Source organism: Pseudomonas agarici (assembly GCF_900109755.1).
In the GTDB taxonomy this organism is placed as follows: Bacteria; Pseudomonadota; Gammaproteobacteria; order Pseudomonadales; family Pseudomonadaceae; genus Aquipseudomonas; species Aquipseudomonas agarici.
Genome location: NZ_FOAR01000018.1, coordinates 25,846 through 47,899, shown reverse-complemented (window position 1 = coordinate 47,899; position 22,054 = coordinate 25,846). Strand labels below are relative to the sequence as shown.

The following is a 22,054-nucleotide window of genomic DNA, read 5'->3' as shown; positions in this document are numbered from 1 at the left end:
CGATGTGGTGATTCAAAGCTTTTTCTTCATCCGTTAAAGCTTGCGCAGTTCTTTGGACCCTGTCTTTGGCAGGGTCTTTTTTTGCCTCGACTATCGCGCATCCGCCGAGACCTCCCTGGCGGCGAGCTCGACAGGATCCCAGTCAGCCCGGTCCAGGACTCTTTAACATCGGCGCTGCAAAGACTTCGGGTTCTCATGGCCGGGTACTTGCGCGATACTCCCACCGCGTTACGCACCTGCCTGGGGATATCGATGCCGCTACAACGTCTGCACAGCCTTTGCGAGATCGCTCCCGCGGATTGGGATGCGCTGGTCCCCACGGGACAACCGTTTCTGCGGCATGCTTTCCTCAGCGCCCTGGAGGACAGCGCCAGCCTGGGTGAACATTGCGGCTGGCAGCCGGAGCATCTACTGCATATCGAACAGGGCCGGCTGATCGCGGCGCTGCCCAGTTACCGCAAATGGCATTCCTACGGCGAGTACGTGTTCGACCATGGCTGGGCCGAGGCCTGCGAACGCGCCGGTATTGCCTACTATCCCAAACTGCTGACGGCGGTGCCTTTCAGCCCGGTCAGTGGCGCGCGATTGCTGGCGGCCCGTGCCGAAGACGGTTTCGAGCTGCTGGCGGCGCTGCCGGGGTATCTGCAGATCGAGGAACTGTCCAGCGCCCATATCAATTTCACCGACACCCTGGCCGATACCGCCCTGGCGGAGCAACCGGGCTGGTTGCAGCGCTTCGGTTGCCAATACCATTGGCCGAATCGCGAGTACCGCGACTTCCAGGACTTCCTCGACGCCCTGAGCTCGCGCAAGCGCAAGCAGATGCGCAAGGAACGCGAGCAGGTCGCGGCCCAGGGCTTTGAGTTCGAGTGGCTAGAAGGGCGTGAGCTGAGCGAAGCACAGTGGGATTTCGTCTATGCCTGCTACGCCAACACCTATGCGGTGCGCCGCCAGACGCCATACTTGACGCGGGCGTTCTTCAGCCTGCTGGCCGAGCGCATGCCCGAGGCGATCCGGGTGGTGTTGGCGCGCCAGGGGACTCGACCGGTGGCGATGGCCTTCAGTCTGATCGGTGGTGACAGCTTCTATGGGCGTTATTGGGGCTGTCTGGCCGAGTTCGATCGTCTGCATTTCGAGACCTGTTTCTATCAGGGCATGGATTACGCCATCGCCCATGGCTTGCAACGCTTCGATGCCGGGGCCCAGGGCGAGCACAAGCTGATTCGCGGTTTCGAACCGGTGATCACTCATTCCTGGCATTACCTGCGCCACCTTGGTCTGAAGGCGGCGGTGAGTGATTTCCTGGTCCGCGAGCGCGTCGGCATCCTGGCCTATGCCGAAGAAGCGAGGGCGGCGCTGCCTTACCGGCAAGCCTGATCCTCTATCAGTCTTGCTCTTTGCCCAGCCAGCGATAGACCAGGCCACCGAGTAGCGCGCCGAGCAGCGGTGCGAGCCAGAACAGCCACAATTGCTGGAGTGCCCAACCGCCGACGATCAGGGCCGGTCCGGTGCTGCGGGCCGGGTTGACCGAGGTATTAGTCACCGGGATCGAGATCAGGTGGATCAGCGTCAGGGCCAGGCCGATGGCGATGGGCGCTAATCCGCTGGGCGCGCGTTTATCGGTGGCCCCGAGAATGATCAGCAGAAACATCGCCGTCATCACCAGTTCGCAGACAAACCCCGCCGCTAGCGAATAACCGCCTGGAGAATGTTCGCCGTAACCGTTGGAGGCCAAGCCACTCGCCAGTTCGAAGCCGGGCTTGCCGCTGGCGATAAAGTAGAGCAGTGCCGCCGCGACGATGCCGCCGATTACCTGGGCGACCACGTAGGCCGGCAGCTCCCGCAGAGGAAAGCGCCCGCCGACCACCAGCCCGACGGAAACCGCCGGATTCAGGTGGCAGCCACTGATATGTCCGATGGCAAAGGCCATGGTCAGCACCGTCAGCCCGAACGCCAGGGACACACCGAGCAGACCGATGCCCACATTGGGGAAAGCCGCCGCCAATACCGCGCTGCCGCAACCTCCCAAGACCAGCCAGAACGTACCTAATCCTTCTGTTACTGAACGTTTGAACAGAGACATGCATCCTGCCTTGATAGGTCAGCCTATCGCTCCGATAACGCGGTGATGCTTCCATGCAACCTGACGACAGGCTCCCTGCCTGAGTCAGAAATCAGTACAGCAGGCTTTACCGACAATTCCAGTCCCGCCAGGCCGCCACGGCGCACTTTTTTGTGGGGGGCGTGGCACGATCAACGAGGGCGAGGTCAGTCGATACCGACAAAGCCGCCGGTCTGGTGTTGCCACAATCGCGCATACAGGCCGCCATGGGCCAGCAATTCGGCGTGGCTGCCGGTTTCGGCGATGCGGCCGTTTTCCAGCACCACCAGGCGATCCATGCGGGCGATGGTCGAGAGGCGGTGGGCGATGGCGATCACCGTCTTGCCCTCCATCAGAGTTTCCAGGCTCTCCTGGATCGCCGCCTCGACTTCCGAGTCCAGCGCCGAGGTGGCTTCGTCCATGATCAAGATCGGTGCGTTCTTGAGCAGCACGCGGGCAATGGCGATGCGCTGGCGCTGGCCACCGGAGAGCTTCACCCCGCGCTCGCCGACATGGGCGTCGAAGCCGGTACGGCCCTCGGCGTCCGACAGCCGGGGAATAAACTGGTCGGCCTTGGCCTTGCGTGCCGCTTCCCAGAGTTCGGCATCGCTGGCATCGGGCTTGCCGTATAGCAGGTTGTCGCGAATCGAGCGATGCAGCAGCGACGTGTCCTGGGTAATCATGCCGATGCGCGCGCGCAGGCTTTCCTGAGCGACCTCGGCAATGTTTTGACCATCCACCAGAATTCTTCCGCCCTGCAGGTCATAGAGCCGCAGCAGCAGGTTGACCAGGGTCGACTTGCCGGCGCCCGAGGGGCCGATCAGGCCGATTTTCTCGCCCGGACGAATCGTCAGGTTGAGGCCGTCGATCACCCCGCTGCGCTTGCCGTAGTGAAAGTCCACCTGCTCAAAGCATACTTCGCCACGGCTGACCGCCAGGTGTGGCGCTTGCTTGCGATCGGTCACACTCAGCGGCTGGGCGATGGTCTGCAAGCCGTCCTGGACCATGCCGATATTTTCGAAGATGCCGTTGACTACCCACATGATCCAACCCGACATGTTGACGATGCGGATCACCAGGCCAGTGGCCAGGGCGATGGCGCCGACCGAGATCAGCGACTGGCTCCAGAGCCATAGCGCCAGGCCGGTGGTGCCGACAATCAGCAGACCGTTCATGCTGGTGATGGCGACGTCCATGCTGGTCACTACGCGAGAGGCCAGTTGAGTTTTCTCAGTCTGCTCCAACAGCGCATCGCGGGCGTACTGCTGCTCGAAATGGGTGTGAGCGAACAGCTTGAGAGTGGTGATGTTGGTGTAGCCGTCGACAATCCTGCCCATCAGCTTGGAGCGGGCGTCGGAGGAGATCACCGAACGTTCCTTCACCCGTGGTACGAAGTAATACAGGGCGCCGATGTAGCAAGCGATCCAGACCAGCAGCGGGATCATCAGGCGCCAGTCTGCCTCGACGAACAGCACTAGCGAACTGATCACATAGATCAGCACGTGCCAGAGCGCATCAACGGCCTGGACAGCGGAGTCGCGTAGCGAGTTGCCGGTCTGCATGATGCGTTGGGCGATGCGTCCGGCGAAATCGTTCTGGAAAAAATTCAGGCTCTGCTTGAGCACATAACTGTGGTTTTGCCAGCGGATCAGGCTGGTCATGCCGGGGCTGATAGTCTGATGCACCAGCAGGTCGTGCAAGCCGAAGAAGATCGGTCGCAGCACCAGCGTAACCGCCGTCATCCACAGCAACTCAGTGCCATGGAGGGTGAAGAATTCGCTATTGGGTGTGCCCTGGGTCAGGTCGATAATTCGGCTCAGGTAGCTGAACAACGCCACTTCGATCAGGGAGGCGAACAGGCCGACGACCAGCAAGGCGGCAAAACTGGGCCAGACTTGGCGCAGGTAATACAGATAAAAGGGCAGGACGGCATTGGGGGGAGCGGCGGTGGGGGCGTCGCGGAAGATATCGATCAGTTGTTCGAAACGACGATATAGCATGGGTTCTGACGCCCGTCGGGCGGGCTCTCCTTGAAAGTGAAGCAGCGCCAGCCGCCGGCACCCGGCCTACGGTTGGCGCCTGCTTTTAGTCGATGCGCTTGACCGACTTGATGATCACGGGGTCGACCGGCACGTTCTGCATACCTTGTTTGGTGGTGGTTTGTGAGTTGACGATGATATCGACCACATCCATGCCTTTCACGACCTTGGCGAATACGGCATAACCGGCGTCGCGGCCTGGATCGAGAAAGGCATTGTCCGCGACGTTGATGAAGAATTGGCTGGTGGCCGAGTCGGGGTCCGAGGTCCGCGCCATCGACAGGGTGCCGCGCACGTTGTGCAGGCCGTTGCTGGCTTCGTTCTTGATTGGCGCTTTGGTGTCTTTTTGTTGCATTTGTTGGGTAAAACCGCCGCCCTGAGCCATGAAGCCTGGAATAACCCGATGGAAGATGGTGTTGGTGTAGAAGCCGCTGTCCACATAGGCAAGGAAATTCTTGGTACTGATCGGCGCCTTGACTGGGTCCAGCTCGATTTCGATCTGGCCGTTGGTGGTCTCCAGCAATACATGCTGGGCCTTGGTGGCGTCGGCGGCCATCAGGTTGGCGGCGAACAGTACGGAGCCGGTGAAGAGGGCAATTTTTTTCAGCATGGTTCAGTGATCCTGGGTGGTGGTTTCGACTGCAGTTAGAAACTCAAGCAGGGTACGGTTGAAGACCTTGGGTTGGTCCAGTGGTGTCGCGTGACGGGAGTCGGCGATGACGACCAGTCGCGCATCGGGAATCAGTTTGACATAGCTTTCCTTCAGTGCGACCGGGGTGTAGTCGCGATCGGCGCTGACAATCAGGGTTGGACAGGCAATACGTGACAGTCGTTCCTGAACCCCCCAGCCGACGATGGCGTCGAAGCTGGCGAGATAAGCATGTTTGTCGTTCTTTGCCCAGCGCTCGGTCATCGCGCGACGCAATGGTTCCTGTTCCGGCTTGGGAAACAGCATCGAGCCGAGGGCCTTGCCGATGCTGTTCAAGCTCAGCAGGCGCGCCAGGCTCCAGCGCTTGGCCCACTGCCAGTAATCGCCCAGCGTGCGCACCTTGACCTCGCAGGTGCTGTTGATCACGCACAGGCTTTTGAGCAATTGTGGTTGGTCCACCGCGATCTGAAAGCCGATCATTGCGCCCATGGACAGGCCCGCCAGATGCACGCGGCCCAGCTCCAGGTGTTCGATCAGCGCCACAATATCGGCACTGAAACCCTCGATGCTGTAGCGTTCGCGAGGCTTGTCGGAGCGGCCATGGCCGCGAATATCCATGACGATCACCCGATAGTGTTCAGCCAGCACCGGTACCTGCATTTCCCAGTCCAGGCCACTGGAGCCCAGGCCGTGTACCAACAGCACTGGCGTGCCCTGGCCATGGTCGTCATAGTGCAGCGTGCAACCGTTGTGTTCGAAATAGGCCATGGTCAACGTCCTTGTCAGGCTTGCTGGGGAGCGGCGAAGGGGGCGTCCAGTGGCGCGGTGTCGAAGGTACGCAACAGTTCAACGAGAATCTGCGTCGCCGGTCCCAGGGGTTTGTCTTTGTTTGAGTACAGATAGAACGTCGGGTGGCGGCTGCCGCCCTGGTCCAAGGGGAGTTGCTTGAGCAGGCCCTCACGGATTTCCCGCTCGATCATATGACGTGGCAGCCAGGCAAAGCCCAGTCCGTTACCGACAAAGGTGGCAGCGGTGGCCAGGCTGCCGACCGTCCAGCGTTGCTCGGCACCGAGCCAGCCGACATCCCGTGGTTGCTGACGACCGGAGTCGCGAATCACCACTTGCAGCTGGCTTTCCAGATCCTGAAAGGTCAGCTCCCGTTGCAGGCGATGCAGGGTGTGTTCCGGATGGGCGACGGCGACGAATTCGACGGCGCTCATTTCGGTGCCCAGGTAGCCGGGGATATTGAAGCCGCTGATGGCCAAGTCGGCGACACCTTCGAGCAGCACCTCCTCGACGCCGGACAACACTTCCTCGCGCAGGCGCACGCGGCAGCCGCGGCTCTGCGGCATGAAGGCGGTCAGGGCTCGGACCAACCGGGCATTGGGGTAGGCGGCGTCGACCACCAGGCGCACCTCGGCCTCCCAACCCTGCTCCATGTGATGGGCCAGGTCTTCGAGCTGGCTGGCCTGTTTCACCAATTGTCGCGAGCGGCGCAGTAACACGCCGCCGGCTTCGGTCAGCACGGCCTTGCGCCCATCGATGCGCAGCAGCGGCACGCCGAGCTGGTCCTGCATGCGGGCCACGGTATAACTGACTGACGACTGTGAACGATGCAGGGCTTCTGCCGCCTGGGCGAAGCCACCATGATCGACCACGGCCTGCAGCGTTCGCCATTGATCGATCGTCACGCGGGGCGCTTTCAAGTTGAGCTCCTCTTGTCCTAAGCTGGCGGTCCACATTGGGGACCGTCGAATGAGAAAGATCTGTTGTGTGTTGCTGGCGCTATTGCCGCTGAGCGCGTTTGCCTATCCCATCGATGTGCGCAAGCAACTCAATGGTCTGAGTATCGACTACACCCCCCACGACACCGATGAAGACATCGGTTCGATCAATCTGAACAACTACGGTAAGACCGACGCCCTGTGCAAGGTGGTGTTCCACAACGGCCCCGAAGCGCCGCGCAGCCGCCGAGTGGAAGTGCTGGCCGGGAAGAACACCAACGTCACCGCCAAGTTCAATCGCAAGATCATTCGGTTGCGAATGGACCTGTCCTGCTCTGTGAAATGACACCGGCTGTGCATCGCTGACAAGCATGCTCCGTCTATAAACAAATTTATAGATAGGTTGTAGCAAATTTTTCCGCTTTTTTATCGATATCTTACTGTTTAGTCTTCACTCCATTGACTTACCGCACTCATCGATGGAGCACTTCCCATGCCCCGCGTACTGATCATCGAAAGCAGCGCTCGCCAGCAGGGCTCGGTTTCCCGCCAACTGACCCGGCAGTTCATCGGCCAGTGGCAAGCTGCACACCCGAGCGACCCGATCAGCGTGCGTGACCTGGCGGAAAGCCCGGTACCCCATCTGGATAGCAACCTGTTGGGGGGCTGGATGAAACCGCTCGAACAGCGCAACGAGGTCGAGCAGGCATCCCTCGAACGTTCCAAACTGCTGACCGACGAATTGCTGGCGGCGGACGTGCTGGTACTCGCTGCGCCTATGTACAATTTCGCGATTCCGAGCACCCTCAAAGCCTGGCTGGACCACGTGTTGCGAGCCGGTGTGACCTTCAAGTACACCAAAACTGGCACGCAGGGACTGTTGACCGGTAAGCAAGCGTATGTCCTGACCGCTCGCGGCGGGTTGTATGCCGGTGGCACCCACGATCACCAGGAACCGTATCTGCGCCAGGTGCTGGCGTTCATCGGTATCCACGACATCAACTTCATTCATGCCGAAGGCCTGAACATGGGTGACAATTTCCAGAAAAAAGGTCTGGGCCAGGCGAAAGCCCGAATCGCCCAAATCGCTTGAAACCTTAATCTTCAGCTAATCCTCGGGTGTTCTAGTGTCTCCAGCGAGATAGACCCTTCAAGTTGTTCGCGCATTGATCCTCCCTTTGCACTGGTTGCTCCCTAGGTGCACCTAGCCCGATCCGGCCCCCCGCCCGATCGGGTTTTTTTTCGCCGCGGATTCCTTGTGCGGCGCAAAGCCGTTAAGGTCGCGGGCGTATCGCAACATGGGTGAGGCATTCATGGGTTACCTGCTTTTCGTTACGCTGATCCAGGCGTTTTCCTTCAGTCTGATCGGCGAATACCTGGCCGGTCACGTCGACAGCTACTTCGCCGTGCTGGTGCGGGTATTGCTGGCTGGGCTGATCTTCATTCCCCTGACCCGCTGGCGTCTGGTGGAGCCGGCTTTCATGCGTGGCATGCTGCTGATCGGCGCCTTGCAGTTCGGTGTGACCTACGTCTGCCTGTACCTGAGTTTCCGTGTGCTGACGGTGCCGGAAGTGTTGTTGTTCACCATCCTTACCCCCTTGCACGTCACCCTGATTGAAGATGCCCTGAACCGGCGCTTCAACCCTTGGGTCCTGGTCGCGGCACTGGTGGCGGTGGTTGGCGCGGCGGTGATCCGCTACGACCGGATCAACCCGGACTTCTTCCTGGGTTTCTTGCTGCTGCAACTGGCCAACTTCACCTATGCCGCCGGCCAGGTGCTGTACAAACACCTGGTGGCACGTCATCCCAGCGATCTGCCGCACTACCGCCGTTTTGGCTATTTCTACCTGGGCGCACTGGCGGTGGCGTTGCCAGCCTTCCTGCTGTTCGGCAAGAACAACTACCTGCCGCAAGCACCGTTGCAGTGGGGCGTGCTGGTATTCCTCGGGCTGGTCAGCACGGCGCTGGGTCTGTACTGGTGGAACAAAGGCGCTTGCCTGGTCGACGGCGGCACCCTGGCGGTGATGAACAACCTGCACGTGCCGGTGGGACTGCTGATCAACCTGCTGATCTGGAATCAGCATGAAGACCTGGGGCGTTTGTTCCTGGGGGGCGGGGTGATTCTGGTGGCGGTGTGGGCCAGTCGTCTCGGTGTTCGTCGCGCCTGACAGCGGCAATGTCCTTCAGTATCGAGCATAAAGGACTCACCGCGCCGACAACCCCGCCCGCCAATCAGCCCCACTTGGCTGTTGATAAACACTCAACCCAAACTCCGGCAGTATCGCCAGCAGGTAATCAAAAATATCCCCCTGTATCCGTTCGTAATCGGCCCATGCCGTCGTGCGGGTAAAGCAGTAGATTTCCAGCGGCACGCCCTGTGCCGTGGTCTGCATCTGGCGGACCATGCAGGTCATGTCCGGCTGGATCTGCGGGTGGCTCTTGAGGTAAGCCTGCGCATAGGCGCGGAAGGTGCCGAGGTTGGTCATGCGCCGGCGATTGGCCGACATCGCCGCGACAGCGCCCTGGGCCTCGTTCCAGCTTTTCAGCTCGGCCTGTTTGCGGTCGATGTAACCGGTGAGCAGGTGCACCTGGCTCAGGCGCTGTTCTTCGTCTTCATGCAGGAAGCGCACACCGCTGGCGTCAATAAACAGGTTGCGCTTGATCCGCCGGCCACCGGATTGCTGCATGCCCCGCCAATTGCGGAACGACTCGGACATCAGTCTCCAGGTGGGAATCGAGACGATGGTCTTGTCGAAGTTCTGTACCTTGACCGTGTGCAGGGTGATGTCCACCACATCGCCGTCGGCGCCGACCTGGGGCATCTCGATCCAGTCGCCGACCCGCAGCATGTCGTTGCTGGTCAGTTGCACGCTAGCGACGAACGACAGCAAGGTGTCCTTGTAGACCAACAGGATCACCGCCGACATAGCACCCAGCCCGGACAGCAACAACAGTGGCGAGCGATCGATCAACGTGGCGACGATAACGATCGCGCCAAACACGAACAGCACCATCTTCGCCAGTTGCACGTAGCCCTTGATCGAGCGAGTGCGGGCATATTCGGTGCGCGCGTAGATGTCCAGCAGGGCGTTGAGCAGAGCGCTCAGGACCAGCACCAGGAACAGAACGGTGACGGCCAGCGCCGCGTTGCCAAGGAACAGCAGGGCGGTCTTGCTCAGTTCCGGCACCAGGTGCAGGCCGAACTGGATCACCAATGACGGCGTCATCTGCGCCAGGCGATGGAATACCTTGTTCTGGCGCAGATCGTTGAGCCAGTGCATCGCCGGCTGCCGACCGAGCAGCTTGGCCGCGTGCAGGATCAGGTAGCGTGCCACTCGTCCGAGCAGCAGCGCTACCAACAGCAGCAATACCAAGCCCAGGCCGGTGTGTAGCAGGGGATGTCGATCAAGGTTGCCCCAGAGGTCTTGGGCGTTGAGCCAGAGCTGTTTCATATCCATGGGAAAAGAGCGATCTTCTGCAGAAAGTAACGGTTCGATTAGAACATTTAAGTCAGCAGATGAGACGGTCCTGGACAAATCCGCTCACAAAAACGTCACTGTTTGCGGCGATAAGTGCAAAGAAACTCGGCCTCGGCGCTCGAAACCGTTACCCTATGCGGCTGAATATTTGTATTTCTTCGAGGTAGCACCCGTGTTTTCCCAATTCGCCCTGCACGAACGCCTGCTCAAAGCCGTGGCCGAGCTTAAATTTGTCGAGCCAACGCCCGTGCAGGCCGCGGCCATTCCGCTCGCGCTCGAAGGGCGTGATTTGCGGGTGACGGCGCAAACCGGCAGCGGCAAGACCGCTGCGTTCGTGCTGCCGATCCTCAACCGCCTCATTGGCCCGGCCAAGGTGCGGGTGAGCATCAAGACCCTGATCCTGCTGCCGACCCGCGAGCTGGCCCAGCAGACCCTCAAGGAAGTCGAGCGCTTCTCCCAGTTCACTTTCATCAAGTCCGGCCTGATCACCGGCGGCGAGGATTTCAAGGTCCAGGCGGCGTTGCTGCGCAAGGTCCCGGATATTCTGATCGGCACCCCAGGGCGGATGATCGAGCAACTGAATGCCGGCAATCTCGACCTCAAGGAAGTCGAGGTGCTGGTGCTCGACGAAGCCGACCGCATGCTCGACATGGGATTTGCCGAAGACGTGCAGCGCCTGGTGGACGAGTGTCCGAACCGCCAGCAGACCATGCTGTTCTCCGCCACCACCGGCGGTTCCGGCCTGCGCGAGATGATCGCTAAGGTTCTGAACAATCCCGAGCACTTGCAGCTCAATGCGGTCAGCCAACTGAACGACACCACTCGCCAGCAGATCATCACCGCTGACCACAATCAGCACAAAGAGCAGATCGTCAATTGGTTGCTGGCCAATGAAACTTACCAGAAGGCCATTGTCTTCACTAACACCCGGGCCATGGCCGACCGTATCTATGGCCGCTTGGTGGCCCAGGAATACAAGGCCTTCGTGCTGCACGGCGAAAAGGACCAGAAGGACCGCAAGCTGGCCATCGACCGCCTGAAGCAGGGTGGGGTGAAGATCCTCGTGGCCACCGATGTCGCTGCCCGTGGCCTGGATGTGGAAGGGCTGGATCTGGTGATCAACTTCGATATGCCGCGCAGTGGCGACGAGTACGTGCATCGTATTGGTCGGACCGGGCGTGCCGGCAACGACGGCCTGGCGATCTCGCTGATCTGCCACGGCGACTGGAATCTGATGTCGAGCATCGAGCGCTACCTCAAGCAGAGCTTCGAGCGCCGCATTATCAAGGAAGTCAAAGGCAGTTACGGCGGGCCGAAGAAGGTCAAGGCTTCGGGCAAGGCCGTGGGCGTGAAGAAGAAAAAGACCGACGCCAAGGGCGACAAGAAGAAGTCGGCGGCCAAGGCACCGACCAAGCGCAAGATCGCCAACCGGCCGAAGACCGACGCCCTGTCGCTGGTCAGCAAGGACGGCATGGCGCCGCTCAAGCGCCGCAAGCCGCAAGCGCCAGCGGACGAATAACCCGCTCGACGGGTGGACTGGTTGTCTTGCCCGGTGAGGTGCAGCGCAGGCTGCCCCTGTGTCGGGTCCGGCAATCGATGTTGGTCCGCCCAATGGTCACGCTGACCTGAAATCGGGCTGAACGTCGATCGCTGCTGTCTGTCACTACTGTAGAGGGGGGATTTCTTCTATCAACGGTAGGAGGTCGCATCAGGATGACGACTTATAACTGGGAGCTGATCGAACGTCTGCTCCACGAAGTACAGAACGGTGCCGGCTACAGCTTCGCTCCGCGGGCCTATGCCGAACAACATGCCTGCGCGCAGGCTGCCGAAGGCGAGCCGACGGGTAACCTCGATACACTGAAAACCCTGGCGACCGATTATGAGCGGTTATTGCTCAACAACGGCTTTATCGAGTCGCGGCCAGAAGAAGAGGGCGGCGATGGCGAGAACTTTGTCCTGACGCCCCGCGGTTCCAGCTTGTTGAGCCTGATCGACAGCAGTATCCCCGGCAACGACCACCCACGCCAGGTGCTGGATGAACAGCGCGATGCGCTGGACCCACTGGTGTTCGACGCCGTGGTGTCCGAGGCACGGATCGCTTGATTGCCTAGGGTTTCAAGCTGCTTTCAGGCAGCTCAGTTGGCTGAAGTCGCGGCGCAGATCGGCGATTCTTTTCAGTAGCTGGCTGCGCTGGGCAGGCGTGCTCTCGGCCATCAAGTCCACCAGTAGGCGGCGGGTGGACTGCTCGGTACGCTCGTAGGCCTGGCGGTACTCAACGGTCCACAGGCTGTCCCGATGTTGCAGCAATTGCTCGATACGCTGGGGAAAGTCGGCGTTCTGGCGTTCGGCGACTGCTGCGCTCAGTTGCGCCTGCCAGTGCGCGCGGTTGGCAATCCAAAAGCGGTTCTGCTCACCGAGTTCGGTTGACCAATCAATGACCCGTTGCTGCTGGTCCGGGCTGAGCGGTCCGAGCCAGACCTCCAGGCGTTTGCTCATCCGCTTCGCGCGTTGGCGAATCTGCTCATCCAGGGGCGGTGCGACATACTCGGCATAGCGTTCGCGTTGTTCCTTGGCGAATGCCTCGTTCATCTCGGCCACTTGTCGAGCATCCAGACCCTTGAGCAACTCGATGGCTGACGGCGTGATTTGCCGGGCGACTTGGGCTATAGCCGCCTTGGCCTCAACGGTCCGCGCCAACAACTGGGCATCGCTGACCTGGGTGTTTTCGACCATCTGCCGCAAGCGGTCGAGCCACTCCAGATAAGCAGGCAATTGCGTGGTGCAATGCCATTGTAGGTGCTCCTTCAGATGTTCTTTGAACCAGTCCTTCTGCTCGCGGCGCATGTCCACATAGTCGCTGAGGGTCCAGGGGATGATGACATCCAGGTGGCGATAGGCGACGCCGACCCGGTTGCAGCCAAACAGCGCCAAGCCCAGGATCAGGCAGCAAAACAGGAAGTGGGATCGGCGCGACATGAGCGAATCCTTGCGATGGCGTTTTCCCCATAGAGCGCCTTGTGGCCTGGCAGTTCAATGGCAAGATGCAATCGGAGTCAGGCTATATCGCCTCAGCCCTAGCGCCTTGAGGATCAAAGCGCATAGAGGCCAACGTGCTGCGAGGGCAGAGCAGTTTCGAGGGATAACTTATTTTTTGCCGAGGGTGATCTGTTTCGACGGGCCGAAAGTCTGGCCGCTGACGCCTTTGGCAATCTGTTGGATTTCGCCGCCGGATTTCAGGAAAGCAGCAATTTGCTCGTTGATCGAGTCGCTGGTTTCAACGGCTGGGGCTGGCTTTGCTTTGCTGTTGGATGCTTTTACGCGCATGGCGGCCATTAACCTGTAGATATTAACTGAATCAGCCAGCATACCAGAAGTTCTTGATAATAGCTCGGCAAATATGTTCTCGAAATAGGCGACGGTTTTATCCCTGTGATTGTCAAACTGAACGCATTATTGTTCGCTAAGCCGCTGTTTTAAATCGTAACTCCGCTCCATCGACTTTTTTTGGCGAAGGATTTCGCTCGACCAAAGAGTGTCTGGTCTGACGAACGGTGACATAGAGGATCGGGAAACCCTTGAAAGATTGGGGTTGGCGGGGATTTTTCAGTCGTGGGCAAGGGCCATGAAACAGCACTGGCAAACTCGGGTAGAATGGCACCCACGTAATAAGGGGACTGGAAATGGCTTTAGTCGGGCGTTACAACAGCTTGCAAGTGGTTAAGCACACTCACTTCGGTTTGTATCTGGACGGTGCGCAGGATGGCGAAATTCTTTTGCCCAATCGTTATATTCCCAAGGATATTCCCAGTGAAGATGAAGATTGGCTGAATGTTTTCATTTATCTGGACAGTGCTGATAAGTTGATTGCCACCACTGAAACACCGAAAGTGCAGGTCGGTGAATTCGCTAGTCTCAAAGTCAAGGAAGTCAACAGCATTGGTGTATTCCTCGACTGGGGGCTGCCCAAGGATCTGCTGCTGCCATATTCCGAGGAAAAACGCCAATTGACCGCTGGCGAGTACTGCGTGGTGCATGTCTATCTCGACAAGCACACCCGGCGCATCACCGCCACCACGCGCCTGGATCGCTATCTGGACAAGACTCCGGCCAATTACAAGGTAGGCCAGGAAGTCGCCTTGCTGGTGGCTGAGGCCACCGATATGGGCTTCAAGGCCATTATCGACAACAAGCACTGGGGCTTGATTCACAAGAACGAAGTATTCAAGTTTCTGCGTGCTGGTAAACAGGTAAAAGGTTTTATCAAGGAGATTCGCGCCGACGGCAAGATCAGCCTGAGCCTGCAACCCGTGGGTGCAGAAGCCGCCAGCAGCCTGAATTCGCAGATTCTCGCCAAGTTGCGGGAAAACAACGGCGTTCTGGCGGTCAGCGACAAGAGCGATCCGACCGTGATCAGCGCTCTATTCGGTGTCAGCAAGGGCAACTTCAAGAAGGCCATCGGTGCGCTGTACAAACAGGGCCAGATCGTTATTCACGCCGATCGCATCGAGTTGAGCTGAATCTCGCACGGCAAGTCGCTACTTGAGACGGCTTGCCAGGGAGCTGGTTTTTTTTGGAAACTGCCATGTCTTTGTTTTCTAGCCCGGCGCGCTCATGAGTACGTCACGGCGTAATGCTGATCGTTTTGCCATTCAGGTCATGCTCGGACTGTGCCTGATCTGGGGTGTCCAGCAAGTGGTGATCAAGTGGGCCGCGGCGGATATCGCGCCGGTCATGCAGGCGGTCGGGCGCTCCGGGATCTCGGCGCTGCTGGTCGGCCTGTTGATGTGCTGGACGGGCGGCTGGAGCCATATCGGCGCGACCTGGCGCGGCGGGCTGCTGGCGGGCGCGCTGTTCGGCCTGGAGTTCCTGTTCATCTCCGAGGGCCTGCAACTGACCTCGGCGGCGCATATGTCGGTGTTTCTCTACACCGCGCCGATCTTTACCGCCTTGGGGGTGAATTGGCTGTTGCCCAGCGAGTGCCTGAGGCCGTTGCAGTGGCTGGGGATCGGCCTGGCCTTTGTCGGCATTGCCTTCGCGTTTGCCGGTGGTGTGTCGTTCTCCGACATGGACAGCAACATGTTGCTGGGCGATGCCCTGGGGGTGCTGGCCGGAGCCGCCTGGGGTGCGACCACGGTGGTGGTGCGGGCTTCACGGTTGTCGGAAGCGCCGGTGACACTGACGCTGTTCTATCAGTTGATTGTCGGTTTCGTCGGCTTGCTGGCGATTGCCGCGGTTTCCGGCCAGATCAGTCAGGTCAGCCTGACGACCGTTGCCGTCGCCAGCGTGCTGTTCCAGGGTTTGGTAGTCTCGTTCTTCAGCTATCTGGTGTGGTTCTGGCTGCTGCAGCGCTACCTGGCGTCGAACCTGGCGGTGTTTTCCTTTATGACCCCGATGTTCGGCGTGACCTTCGGGGTTGTCCTGCTCGGCGACCCCTTGAGTCTTGACTTCGTCATTGGCGCGGCACTGGTGCTGCTGGGAATCACCCTGGTCAGTGCCGAGCAGTGGATACGCCGCCGTTTGCGTAAGGCACTGGGGCAGTAGGGGGTCGCAGCACGGCCAATCCGGCCAATACCAGGCCGTTGCCTGCTACGATCAACGCCGGTTGCAGGCCACCGCTGAAGTGGTTACTCACGGCGGCCAGCAATGGCCCGGCGAGCTGGCCAACGGCGAAGCAGGCGGTGAGCAGGCCGGCATTGCGCTGGGTGGAGTGAGGTGCCAGTTCCCGCGAGCGCTGCATCACCAACTGCATGCTGGCAAGAAACGGGGTACCGCAGAGGAGCACGCCCAGCACCAGGCCGATGCTGCTCGATGACAGGCAGGCGAACACCCCGGCCGCCTGCAGCCACAAGACCCCGGTCAACCAGTGGTGGGTTGCAGGGGAGGTGGGCCGACGTAGGCTGACCAATAATACCCCGAGGGCCGCCGCCAGGCCGAAGCTGGGCCAGAACAGATCGGCCTGCCATTCGCCGTGGAAGCGCACGTTGGCCATCTGCGAGAGAAAGGTTGCCGGGATGATATAGCCCAAACCAAACAGGCCGTAGGCCACGCACAGGATACCGATGCCCTGGCTGCCGGAGTTCGTCGCCAGCGCAGCGGGGGTGGCATCGGCGGTGTTCGCGGGGTGGGGCAGGAACGGCACGATCATCAGCAACATCAGCAGGCCGGCCGTGGCGTAGACCAGCCACAACACGGACGAGCTTTGCTCCAGCCGATTAGAACCCAGCGCCAGCAGCCCGGTGAGCAGGATGCCCAGGCCGGGACCGGCGAACACCAGAGCCCCCAGGCGATGTCGGCCACTGCTGGCGGCCAGTGGTTGACTCAGGCTGGTGATCATCACCACGACCCAGGCACTGCCGAGCCCGGTACCGAAACGCAACAATAGATGCGACCAGAATCCATGGGCCCAGAACGAAGCCAGGGTCAACAGCACGCACAACCATAAACCGACCAGCAGACGCTGGCGAACCTGGCGCGGGCGTCGAGCAAACATTGCGTCCAGCGCCCCCAGCATATAGCCCAGATAGTTGGCGGCCGCGATCAGGCCGCCAGCGGTCAGGTCGATCTGGCCTTCGCTGATCAGGTGCGGCAATTGTGGCGTCAGGGCAAAACGGCCGATGCCCATGGCGATCATCAACGCGATAAAACAGGCGATTAAACGAATCAGCGGCGACATGGCGGCCATTCCCGGAGAGAGGCAATTGATCGTCAGACTAGAGCTGATTGACTTTCTTTAAAAATGAATAATATTAAGTAACTTGTTCATTTTTGGAGAGGAACATGGAGTTCAGCCAGTTGCGAATCTTCCAGGCGGTGGCCGAGGAGGGGTCTATCACCCGTGCGGCCGAACGTTTGCATCGGGTACCGTCGAACCTGTCGACCCGGCTCAAGCAGCTCGAGGAACAACTCGGTGTCGAGTTGTTCCTGCGCGAGCGCCAGCGTTTGCAACTGTCGCCAGCGGGCAAGGTGCTGCTGGACTACTGCGCGAAACTGTTCGTGCTGCATGACGAAGCCCAAGCGGCGGTGCAGGGCGGCCAGCCGGGCGGCGACTTTGTGCTGGGGACCATGCACAGCACGGCGGCGATCCATCTGCCGCCGCTGCTGTCGCGTTACCACCGCGCCTATCCGGCGGTGAACCTGCAGGTGCAATCGAGCATCAGCTGCGAGCTGTTCGAGGGCGTGCTCAGTGGCCGTCTGGATGCCGCGCTGGTCGATGGTCCACTGCAACTCGCGGGGTTGGAAGGCATTCCGTTATTCCAGGAGTCGCTGATCATGATTGGCGCCGCTGACCATCCGCCGATACACAGTGCGCGGGATGTCGAGGGGCGTCCGGTGTTTACCTTCCGCCCAGGCTGTTCCTACCGTGGTCGCCTTGAAGCCTGGTATGCGCATTATCAGGCCACCATGGGGCGGGCCATCGAAATCGAGTCCTATCCCGGCATGCTGGCTTGCGTCACCGCCGGTTCCGGCGTGGCGATGATGTCCCGCTCGATGTTGGCCAGCCTGCCCGGACGCGAGAACGTCTCGGTGCATCCAATGGCCGCGCCGTTTGACACCGCCACCACTTGGCTGATGTGGCGCAAAGGCATGAAGGGCGCGAACTTGACGGCCTGGATCGAGATGGAGCAGGAGCGCAGGGCACAACGGAATGCCGATGTCGTGAGTGTCCGTGCGTCGGCCTGAAGCTTTTTGCCATGATTTAGCGCCACGAACGCTATGGAAAGGAAGCATTACGTAGGACTTAGAGCTATGATTTGTGTGAGGCGACTTACGAGAGCTCCGTCGCTCGCATTACCCTGAAGGGGGCTATATGAAAGACAAACTGCAAACTTGGCTCCACGACCTCGGTGTTGCCCTCGGCCTGATCGAGCCACCGCTGCAACCGGTGCCGATTCGCACGGATGACGAACGTCGTCGTCCGCAGCCACGCCGGTAACACCTCCCAGTCGACAGCCCGCCCGGACTGTATGATCGCGCTCCCCGTGGTGTGCGGGAGCGTGGTTTGCTCGCAAAAAAGAGGGCACCTCCTTTGTCCTTGGCTCTATTGCGCCGGAGCCGTCAAGATGGGCGCCTTGTTATACGAAGGCACCTTGAGCTATCACCGGCAGCAGTGTCATTGGCAAATCAGGGCCGGAGCCACGGGCATTATTCGATGTCCGACACACGAGCAGTATTTTGCCTGTGAATCGTGTCGCGATCTTTTCGAAAACACCCACGACCCGCCTTGAACCGGCGTCGCGTCAAAGATCGGCGATTGATCACCTTCAATCAGCACCTCGGGCGGGCATTTTGGGCGGCGCCCAACAGGCAACCATTGAAAAAAACGGGTGCGACAACCGACGTCGCACCCGCTGAAGTAGCCGCGTTTATCAGATGGCGTTGGCCACTGTCGACGGACGCGGGGGCAGCAGGCTGATCACCACGAAGCTGATCAAGCCGATGGCCAAGCTGTAGTAGATCGGCGTGTTCGAGTCCAACCCATCGACGACCATGAATACCAGTGCGGTGATGAAACCCAGGGCCATGCTGGTGATCGCGCTGGCGGTGGTGGCGCGTTTCCAGAAAATGGCACCGATCAGCGGGATCAGCATGCCGCCAACCAGCAGGTTATAAGCCAGGGTCAGCGCGCTGATCACGTCGCTGACCAGCAGGGCGATGCCCAGTACGACGATCCCGGTCAGGCAGGTGAACAGGCGGTTGACCGCCAGGTTCGACGGCTTGCCTGCGCGCAGTTTCGGCAGCAGGTCTTCGGTCAGTACGGTGGACGCGGCCAGCAGCCCGGCGCTGGCGGTGGACATCATGGCAGCCAGGGCTGCGGCGATCACCAGGCCACGAATGCCATCGGGCAGCGACAGCTTGACGATGGCGGCGAAGGCGTTGTTGACGTTGTCCAGGTCCGGGATCAACACATGGGCGGCCATGCCGATCAGTGCGCAGGCCAGGCCGTAGGCGATGCAGTAGACCCCGGCGACGCTGCCGGCATACTTCGCGACGTTCTCGTCCCTGGCGGTGAACACCCGTTGCCAGATGTCCTGACCGATCAGGATGCCGAAGAAGTAGATCAGGAAGTAGGTGATGATGGTGTCCCAGCCGATGGCGGTGAAGCTGAAGCTCGCCGCCGGCAGCTTGCTCACCAACTCATCCCAGCCGCCGACTCGGTACAGGCAGATCGGTAGCAGGATGAACATCAGGCCGACGGTCTTGATGACGAACTGGACGATATCGGTCAAGGTGAGCGACCACATACCGCCGATGGTCGAGTAGACCACTACCACGCCGCCGCCGAGCAGTACCGAAAGCCAGAACGGCAGACCGAACAACACTTGCAGCACGGTGCCGATGGCGAGGGTCGAGGTCACGCCGATCATCAGCGCGTAGGCCAGCATGATCACCGCGCTGGCTTGGCGGGCCATGGGGTTGTAGCGCTTTTCCAGTACCTGGGTAACGGTGAAAATCTTCAGCTTGAGCAGCGGCTTGGCGAGGAACAGGTTCAGCGCGATGATGCCCAAGCCCAAGGCCGCGCAGAGCCAGAAACCGGAAATCCCATGGACATAGCCCAGGCGCACCGTACCGACGGTGGAGGCACCGCCTAGTACGGTCGCAGCCATGGTGCCCATGTACAGGGTCGGGCCCAGGTTGCGCCCGGCAACCAGATAGTCTTCGTGGGTCTTGGCCTTGCGCATGCCGTAGTAACCGAGTACGAGCATGCTTGCGGCGTAAATGAGTACAACCAATAAATCCAGGGCCATGACGGTGTGTCTCCGATTATCTTTTTTATGATGAAACAGTCAGTTGTGCGCTGCCGGTGGTTGACACCGAACCTGTGGGAGCGGTGCTTGTGTGGGAGCCGAGCTTGCCGGCAAAGGTGCCGGGCAGGAATAACAGGCTGGCGACCAACACGGTGATGCGGTTACCCATGGCTCACAGCGCAGCCATGGCAGGGTCGTTCATGAGATCGCCTCAGCGATGGGCCACGCCTGGAAGTACACAGAGCATTTCGTACAGCAGGTTGGCGCCCAGCAGTGAGGTGTTGCCGGTGGTGTCGTAGGGTGGCGAGACTTCTACCAGGTCGCAGCCGACCAGGTCGAGGCCCTGGCAGCCACGGACGATCTCGATGGCCTGGATAGTGGTCAGGCCGCCGATTTCCGGGGTGCCGGTGCCGGGTGCCCATGCCGGGTCGATGCCGTCGATATCGAAGCTCAGGTACACCGGGCCGCCGCCGACCTTTTCGCGGACTTCAGCCATTAACGGCACGAGGGATAGGTGCCAGCACTCTTCGGCCTGGACCACGCGAAAGCCCTGCTTGCGGCTCCAGTTGAAGTCTTCGGCAGTATAACCCTGGGCGCGCAGGCCGATCTGGACGACACGGTTGCAGTCCAGGAGGCCTTCTTCCACGGCGCGCCGGAAGGTGGTGCCGTGGGCGATCTTCTCGCCGAACATGTGATCGTTGACATCGGCGTGGGCGTCGATGTGCACCAGGCCGACCTTGCCGTATTTCTTATGGATCGCCCGCAGGATCGGCAGGGTGATGGTGTGATCGCCACCCAGGGTCAGCGGGATCACAGGGTGTTCGAGAATGTCGTCGTAGGCCTCTTCGATGATGCGCACGGCGTCGAGCAGGTTGAAGGTGTTGATCGCCACGTCACCGATATCGGCGACCGACAGCGAATCGAATGGCGCGGCGCCGGTGGCCATGTTGTATGGTCGGATCATCACCGATTCGGCGCGGATTTCCCTTGGGCCGAAACGGGTCCCGGCGCGTAGCGAGGTGCCGATGTCCAGAGGAATGCCGATAAAGGCGGCGTCGAGGCCGGCGGCCGTCGGCAAGTGAGGGAGGCGCATCATGGTCGCGATGCCGCCGAAGCGCGGCATTTCGTTACCGCCCAGTGGTTGGTGAAGAATCTTGTCCACGGGTAAGCCTTAGCATTTGTTTGGGTTATTGGCTGGCGATTCTGCGAAAGGAGGCGGGCGGGAAGAATCGCTGTCGGCAAATACTTAGTTCAGATTTTTCTAAACTAACTGCAGGCCGAGGGATAGACTTGTTTCTGCTCAATAGCGTTTCTGTTCAATACCTATGTGGCGAATATCTCTGTGGCGTTGCGCCAAGCCCCCTCTCCACAATGCCCGGCATTCAGGCCCTCTATAGGAATTCACATGGCCAGCGCTTTACCCGACCTGAAGCTATTGCGCGTCTTTGCCAGCGTGGTGCGCCACCAGGGATTTGCCAATGCCCAGCAGGAACTCAACCTGTCGACCTCGGCCATCAGCACCTACATGAGCCAGCTTGAGGCCACGTTGGGGCTGATATTGTGCCATCGTGGCCGGGGTGGGTTCAGTCTGACCAGCAAGGGTGAACTGTTCCATCAGGAAACCCTACGGTTGCTCGGCGAACTCGAAGGTTTCGAGCAATATGCCGCCGCTCTCAAAGGCGAGTTGCGCGGCACCCTGAACCTCGGGGTGATCGACTCCACCGTCAGCGAGCCGGCGTTGCCCTTGGCCGAAGCCATCGGTGCTTACAGCCAGGAACACCCGGCTGTGCATCTGCACCTGTCGGTGATGAGCCCCTACGAATTGCAGCTAGGTGTGCAGGACAACCGCCTGGACCTGGCCATCGGCGCATTTTCCACGCGCATGAGCGGGCTGGTCTACCAGCCGCTGTACCGCGAACAGCACTGGCTGTATTGCAGCAATCGCCATCCGCTGTACAACGAGCGCCGGATTCCTCAGCAGGTCATTACCCAGCAGCGCATGGTCGGTCGGGGCTACTGGAGCCAGGCCGAACTGGCCCGCCATGGCTTCAAGCACAGCGCGGCCACCGTGGAGAGTATGGAGGCGCAGTTGATCCTGGTGCTGTCCGGTGCCTATATCGGCTACTTGCCCGAGCACTATGCCCAGCCCTGGGTGGATAAGGGCGACTTGCGGGCGCTGCTACCGGCGACCTTTGGTTACCAGGCGCCGTTTTCGATGATCCTGCGCCGTGGCCGCAGCCGCGAGCCGCTGATCCAGACCTTCCGCGACCTGCTCAAAGCGCCACTCAACCCATCCTGATTGGAGCCTTCTTT

Annotated in this window: 23 protein-coding genes; 11 read left to right on the top strand and 12 right to left on the bottom strand. The window is 60.2% G+C overall.

All coding sequences use genetic code 11. From position 1 onward, the window contains the following. The first annotated feature begins 252 nt into the window (after positions 1–252). A complete protein-coding gene (locus BMX68_RS16720) occupies positions 253–1,377 on the top strand; it encodes a GNAT family N-acetyltransferase (RefSeq protein ID WP_026013349.1) in 1,125 nt (374 codons plus the stop codon). 7 nt (positions 1,378–1,384) lie between these two features. Here the strand turns inward: BMX68_RS16720 and aqpZ are convergent, their stop codons facing one another. From aqpZ to BMX68_RS16695, 5 genes are all read right to left on the bottom strand, one after another. Beyond that, a complete protein-coding gene (gene aqpZ, locus BMX68_RS16715) occupies positions 1,385–2,083 on the bottom strand; it encodes an aquaporin Z (RefSeq protein ID WP_017133456.1) in 699 nt (232 codons plus the stop codon). Between the two features lie 185 nt (positions 2,084–2,268). After that, positions 2,269–4,101: an ABC transporter ATP-binding protein gene (locus tag BMX68_RS16710; RefSeq protein ID WP_017133457.1), complete on the bottom strand. Its 1,833-nt coding sequence runs from the start codon at positions 4,099–4,101 to the stop codon at positions 2,269–2,271. 85 nt (positions 4,102–4,186) lie between these two features. Further along, positions 4,187–4,750, bottom strand: a complete 564-nt coding sequence (locus tag BMX68_RS16705) for a peptidylprolyl isomerase (protein WP_017133458.1) — start codon at positions 4,748–4,750, stop codon at positions 4,187–4,189. A gap of 3 nt (positions 4,751–4,753) precedes the next feature. Beyond that, entirely contained in the window at positions 4,754–5,557 is an 804-nt protein-coding gene (locus tag BMX68_RS16700; RefSeq protein ID WP_017133459.1) for an alpha/beta fold hydrolase, read from the bottom strand. Positions 5,558–5,571: 14 nt separating this feature from the next. Further along, a complete protein-coding gene (locus BMX68_RS16695) occupies positions 5,572–6,495 on the bottom strand; it encodes a PA3225 family LysR-type transcriptional regulator (RefSeq protein ID WP_017133460.1) in 924 nt (307 codons plus the stop codon). A gap of 49 nt (positions 6,496–6,544) precedes the next feature. Here BMX68_RS16695 and BMX68_RS16690 point away from each other — a divergent pair, with 49 nt between their 5' ends. The 3 genes from BMX68_RS16690 to BMX68_RS16680 all read left to right on the top strand — a co-directional run bounded on the left by BMX68_RS16690 (position 6,545) and on the right by BMX68_RS16680 (position 8,681). Beyond that, positions 6,545–6,859: a hypothetical protein gene (locus BMX68_RS16690; protein WP_026013350.1), complete on the top strand. Its 315-nt coding sequence runs from the start codon at positions 6,545–6,547 to the stop codon at positions 6,857–6,859. A gap of 147 nt (positions 6,860–7,006) precedes the next feature. Beyond that, on the top strand, positions 7,007–7,606 hold the full coding sequence (locus BMX68_RS16685) for an FMN-dependent NADH-azoreductase (RefSeq protein ID WP_017133462.1): 600 nt from the start codon (positions 7,007–7,009) through the stop codon (positions 7,604–7,606). A 220-nt stretch (positions 7,607–7,826) separates the two neighbouring features. Next, positions 7,827–8,681: a carboxylate/amino acid/amine transporter gene (locus tag BMX68_RS16680; protein ID WP_026013351.1), complete on the top strand. Its 855-nt coding sequence runs from the start codon at positions 7,827–7,829 to the stop codon at positions 8,679–8,681. Positions 8,682–8,717: 36 nt separating this feature from the next. Here the strand turns inward: BMX68_RS16680 and BMX68_RS16675 are convergent, their stop codons facing one another. Next, entirely contained in the window at positions 8,718–9,971 is a 1,254-nt protein-coding gene (locus BMX68_RS16675; RefSeq protein ID WP_017133464.1) for a mechanosensitive ion channel family protein, read from the bottom strand. Positions 9,972–10,164: 193 nt separating this feature from the next. On the opposite strand from BMX68_RS16675, the gene BMX68_RS16670 reads away from it, so the two are divergent. Both BMX68_RS16670 and BMX68_RS16665 read left to right on the top strand, forming a co-directional pair. Continuing rightward, positions 10,165–11,511 (top strand): DEAD/DEAH box helicase, encoded by a 1,347-nt coding sequence (locus BMX68_RS16670; RefSeq protein WP_017133465.1) that lies wholly within the window; start codon positions 10,165–10,167, stop codon positions 11,509–11,511. 194 nt (positions 11,512–11,705) lie between these two features. After that, positions 11,706–12,098, top strand: a complete 393-nt coding sequence (locus tag BMX68_RS16665; RefSeq protein WP_017133466.1) for a hypothetical protein — start codon at positions 11,706–11,708, stop codon at positions 12,096–12,098. A 12-nt stretch (positions 12,099–12,110) separates the two neighbouring features. Here the strand turns inward: BMX68_RS16665 and BMX68_RS16660 are convergent, their stop codons facing one another. Beyond that, on the bottom strand, positions 12,111–12,971 hold the full coding sequence (locus BMX68_RS16660) for a DUF6279 family lipoprotein (protein WP_017133467.1): 861 nt from the start codon (positions 12,969–12,971) through the stop codon (positions 12,111–12,113). Positions 12,972–13,139: 168 nt separating this feature from the next. Next, on the bottom strand, positions 13,140–13,328 hold the full coding sequence (locus BMX68_RS16655; protein ID WP_176987101.1) for a PFL_1563 family small protein: 189 nt from the start codon (positions 13,326–13,328) through the stop codon (positions 13,140–13,142). Positions 13,329–13,675: 347 nt separating this feature from the next. Here BMX68_RS16655 and BMX68_RS16650 point away from each other — a divergent pair, with 347 nt between their 5' ends. Both BMX68_RS16650 and BMX68_RS16645 read left to right on the top strand, forming a co-directional pair. After that, entirely contained in the window at positions 13,676–14,512 is an 837-nt protein-coding gene (locus BMX68_RS16650) for a CvfB family protein (RefSeq protein WP_017133468.1), read from the top strand. Positions 14,513–14,606: 94 nt separating this feature from the next. Further along, positions 14,607–15,536, top strand: coding sequence for a DMT family transporter (locus BMX68_RS16645; RefSeq protein WP_017133469.1), 930 nt, complete (start codon positions 14,607–14,609; stop codon positions 15,534–15,536). On the opposite strand, the gene BMX68_RS16640 is transcribed toward BMX68_RS16645, so the two are convergent. Continuing rightward, positions 15,484–16,668 (bottom strand): MFS transporter, encoded by a 1,185-nt coding sequence (locus tag BMX68_RS16640; protein WP_017133470.1) that lies wholly within the window; start codon positions 16,666–16,668, stop codon positions 15,484–15,486. The genes BMX68_RS16645 and BMX68_RS16640 overlap by 53 nt on opposite strands. A gap of 104 nt (positions 16,669–16,772) precedes the next feature. On the opposite strand from BMX68_RS16640, the gene ptrR reads away from it, so the two are divergent. Together ptrR and BMX68_RS26420 are read left to right on the top strand one after the other, a co-directional pair. Then, positions 16,773–17,675 (top strand): putrescine utilization regulator PtrR, encoded by a 903-nt coding sequence (gene ptrR / locus BMX68_RS16635; RefSeq protein ID WP_017133471.1) that lies wholly within the window; start codon positions 16,773–16,775, stop codon positions 17,673–17,675. A gap of 127 nt (positions 17,676–17,802) precedes the next feature. Next, positions 17,803–17,928 carry a PA1414 family protein gene (locus tag BMX68_RS26420; protein ID WP_017133472.1) on the top strand — a complete coding sequence of 42 codons (126 nt, stop codon included), beginning with the start codon at positions 17,803–17,805 and terminating at the stop codon, positions 17,926–17,928. Between the two features lie 433 nt (positions 17,929–18,361). On the opposite strand, the gene BMX68_RS16630 is transcribed toward BMX68_RS26420, so the two are convergent. The 3 genes from BMX68_RS16630 to speB are packed head-to-tail and all read right to left on the bottom strand — an operon-like array spanning position 18,362 to position 20,903. Continuing rightward, on the bottom strand, positions 18,362–19,741 hold the full coding sequence (locus tag BMX68_RS16630) for a sodium:solute symporter family protein (RefSeq protein ID WP_074862386.1): 1,380 nt from the start codon (positions 19,739–19,741) through the stop codon (positions 18,362–18,364). A gap of 25 nt (positions 19,742–19,766) precedes the next feature. Next, positions 19,767–19,910 (bottom strand): hypothetical protein, encoded by a 144-nt coding sequence (locus BMX68_RS25960; RefSeq protein ID WP_017133473.1) that lies wholly within the window; start codon positions 19,908–19,910, stop codon positions 19,767–19,769. A gap of 42 nt (positions 19,911–19,952) precedes the next feature. Continuing rightward, positions 19,953–20,903: an agmatinase gene (gene speB, locus BMX68_RS16625; RefSeq protein WP_017133474.1), complete on the bottom strand. Its 951-nt coding sequence runs from the start codon at positions 20,901–20,903 to the stop codon at positions 19,953–19,955. A gap of 243 nt (positions 20,904–21,146) precedes the next feature. On the opposite strand from speB, the gene BMX68_RS16620 reads away from it, so the two are divergent. Then, positions 21,147–22,040, top strand: coding sequence for a LysR family transcriptional regulator (locus BMX68_RS16620; RefSeq protein ID WP_017133475.1), 894 nt, complete (start codon positions 21,147–21,149; stop codon positions 22,038–22,040). The last annotated feature ends 14 nt before the right edge of the window (positions 22,041–22,054 follow it).